The organism is Sphaerospermopsis reniformis, from assembly GCF_005402885.1.
Lineage (GTDB): Bacteria > Cyanobacteriota > Cyanobacteriia > Cyanobacteriales > Nostocaceae > Sphaerospermopsis > Sphaerospermopsis kisseleviana.
On the sequence record NZ_BJCE01000366.1, the window covers coordinates 1 to 3427 of the forward strand.

2 protein-coding genes and 1 pseudogene are annotated in these 3427 nt (G+C 37.2%); 2 read left to right on the plus strand and 1 reads right to left on the minus strand.

The features are described from left to right. Nucleotides 1-122: 122 nt before the first annotated feature. Both FFR48_RS26355 and FFR48_RS26360 read left to right on the plus strand, forming a co-directional pair. Nucleotides 123-398 (plus strand): annotated as a pseudogene (locus FFR48_RS26355) (Uma2 family endonuclease); the annotation flags it as partial. Nucleotides 399-449: 51 nt separating this feature from the next. Continuing rightward, on the plus strand, nt 450-1163 hold the full coding sequence (locus FFR48_RS26360; protein WP_137669396.1) for a Uma2 family endonuclease: 714 nt from the start codon (nt 450-452) through the stop codon (nt 1161-1163). Nucleotides 1164-1171: 8 nt separating this feature from the next. Here FFR48_RS26360 and FFR48_RS26365 read toward each other — a convergent pair whose 3' ends face one another. Next, a complete protein-coding gene (locus FFR48_RS26365) occupies nt 1172-3253 on the minus strand; it encodes an AAA family ATPase (protein WP_236104198.1) in 2082 nt (693 codons plus the stop codon). Between the last annotated feature and the right edge of the window lie 174 nt (nt 3254-3427).

Sequence of the window (3427 nt, forward strand, 5' to 3'; positions counted from 1 at the left end):
AGGGGGAGCTTATCTCCTCATCTCACTTCTTTTGCTCCCATGTCAAGTCAAATTTTTCTCTGCTTGCTGCTGCTTATCTTGTTTCTTTTGTCAAGTTCATTTTATACCAAATTAGATGAGCTTACCCGGCATTAACACCTGAACAAAAACGAAAATTTCCCCCTATTGCACCAGATTTTGTCATTGAATTAAGGTTAGTAACAGATAGTTTAGAAACTCTGCGTCAGAAAATGCAAGAATATATGAATGCAGGGGTAAAAATGGGATGGTTAATAAATCCGCAACAACAACAAGTAGAAATTTATCGTTTAGGAAAAGATGTGGAATTGAGAAATTTACCCACAGAATTAGGTGAAGAGATATTACCAGGATTTAGTTTGAGTTTAGATTGTTATTAAAATCTCAAGTAAAGTGTTATAATTTTCATATCTCAACTAGTGGATACAATCATGATTGAGCAACTTCTAATCAATAGTGAAATTGATAATTGTGATGTACCAGATGCCAACTTGCTAGTCACTGAAGATGATACACCTGTGGATAATCTCGCATCTGAAAAACAACAACGCCTTTTAGTCGGTTCTCTTTACAGTTCTTTACAAAATCAGATTTTTTTAGCAGCAGCTAATGTAGGTGTTTATCATACTTATGGTGAACCTGCCATAGTTCCTGATATATTTGTCAGTTTTGATGTGAAAACTCCTGAAAACTGGTGGGAAAAACAAAATCGTTGTTATCTAGTTTGGAAATTCGGTAAATCACCAGAAGTTGTCATTGAAATTGTATCAAATCGAGAAGGTGAAGAACTAGATAAAAAACTGCAAATTTATGAAAAAATGCGAGTTTCTTACTATATTGTATATGACCCACATCAAAATTTAGGAGCAGAAGTTTTAAGAATTTATTCTATTCAAGGTAGACGTTACGTAGAAACTACAGATAAATGGTTAGAAGATATTGGTTTGGGTGTAACATTATGGAATGGAGAATTTGAAGGTAGAAATGATTCTTGGTTGCGTTGGTGTGATCAAAATGGTAATGTTTTACTAACTGGTGATGAACGGGCAAAACAAGCAGAAAAACGCGCTGAAAATGCAGAAGTTCGCGCTCAATTACTAGCAGAAAAATTAAAGGCTTTGGGTGTAGACCCTAATAGTATTTAAGTGTGATTTTAGGATTCTAAATTTAAAGGATGTGATTTTTCAACCCAACGCCGAAATAACTCGACAATAATTCTCCATCTTCCCTGATTTTCTGCAATCACATCATGACGGGTTAAAGTATCTAAAGCTGTCTGTAAATTACTTTCATCTATTCCCGTCAACTCAACCAAATCATTTAAACTTAACCCTTGGGGAGATTTTGCCAGATGACTTAAAATTACTTGTTGAGTATTACCATTTTCCCCAGCTTGACTCCACACACCATGAAAATAATTCCTACCTCCGGTAAAAAAATCCGGTTCATTCACAACTGCTTCTACATCTTCCACTGTAAAAACTGGGTCGCGGTTTCTTCCTTGTTCAAACACAAAATTATATAGTCGCACTAAATGATAACCTATTAACTGCACTAAATAAGGTTGTCCGTGGGTTAAATCATAAATTTTATCTATTGCTTCTGGTGTGTAGTCTAATAAAAAATCTTCAATAGCTGGGTTAGCGAGAATTTGACCAGTTGCACCACGACTGAGAAAAGGCACATGAATATTAGTCACACTTCCAAAAAAGGGATGAAAATAATCTGCGGTCATTTCATCTAAAGTGTGCAACCCTGCAAAAGCAAAAGCTACTTGATCATCTGCTTGTACTAAACTACGCAATAAATCCATAAAATCTGGGCTGATTTTTCCCGCTTTAATTAAATTTTCAATTTTTTCAAATTCATCTAAGGCAATAATTAACCCACAAGATAAATTTTTAATTACTTCTTCAAAATAGCGGTTAAATGTGCGGTAAGGTAGTTTTAATAAATCATCATCATTAGGAGGGGAAATATTCACAACTTGGGAAATTTCATCACTAATAGCCATTAACACCTCTCCCACACCTTGGGTTACATCTCCTAACTTGAGTAAATTCACATAAGCAACTTTGACCTGATTATCTAAAGAATTAGCAGCATTGCGTAAAATTGAAGTTTTACCCATGCGTCTATGACCATAAATCACTACAGACTGGAGTTGAAGACTTCTTAACCAAATTTCTTCTAATCGTCTAATAATATCTTCTCTACCAACAAACAACTTACCCATTACAGGGTCGCCCGTAACGTAAGGACTACGTACGCGTTCAGTAATAGAAATTTTCCCAACTTCACCAGTAATTTGTAATAGTCTTTGTTGCCAATTTTTGGCAATATTTATAATTAATCCCTGTTCTGCTTTCGGTAGGGTGTCGGCTGTATTTAAAATAATTGTCAGTTCACCTAATGCGCGATTTAAAGCCCAAGAACGAGATGCACGGGAGACACTGCGATTTATAATTTTTACATCTTCAATTACTTTGACAAATCTATCTAATGTTTGCCAAGTAACAGGACGTAATAAATCTGATGTGGGGAATGTAGGTATTGGTAGGTTAGCAATAGAATCTAATCCTTTAATTTCATTAAATTCCGCCAGAGTTTTGGTAAGAATATACATTTCTTCTCCATAGAGAAGAGAACGAACCACTTCAAAGGCTTTTGTGGCTTTAGTGGGTTGTTTTTCATGCAGATACCAAAAACCAGCCGCAGCAGCACGATGGGGTTTTTTGGTTGAAGGCTGTTTCAAATCTGAAATATATTCTATTAATTGCCAATCAAAAGGATTATTTGCTAACTGGGAAACTGACCAAATTATTTGTTCTTCTGGCTTTATTTCCAGTGCCTTATTCACTGCTTTAATGACAGGAATAAATTGCATGGTATATGCTAATAGTTGATTAACATTATGTATGCCATTTTCCCAGTCCTGTAATAACCAGTTTTTTAAGCGTGAATCAAGATATGGTAAGGGTATAAGAGTAATTCTGGGTAGTAAAAAACTGCCATTTTTGAGGTAACGCAGGTTAAAAGGTAAACCAAGCAACCAATTTTCTAGACGTAAAAACACCGAACCTACTGCCACACCCATCACCACACCCATCCCCACACCCATCACCACACCCATCCCCACACCTACCATCACACCTACTGCCACACCTCCTGCCACACCGTACGCCACACCTACTGCCACACCTCCCGCCACACTGTACGCCACACCTCCTGCCATACCATACGCAACTCATAATGCCTCACCTTCCCCCATAACCCTCGCCTCTCCTACTTCCCCCCATCCCTCCACACCGTTCGCCACTCCTCCTCATACCTTTTTTCCATACCCTCATACTCCTCTCTTCTTTTTTCTTCTTGCTATCCCCTCCCCTTTCTTTCCTTACTCACCCAT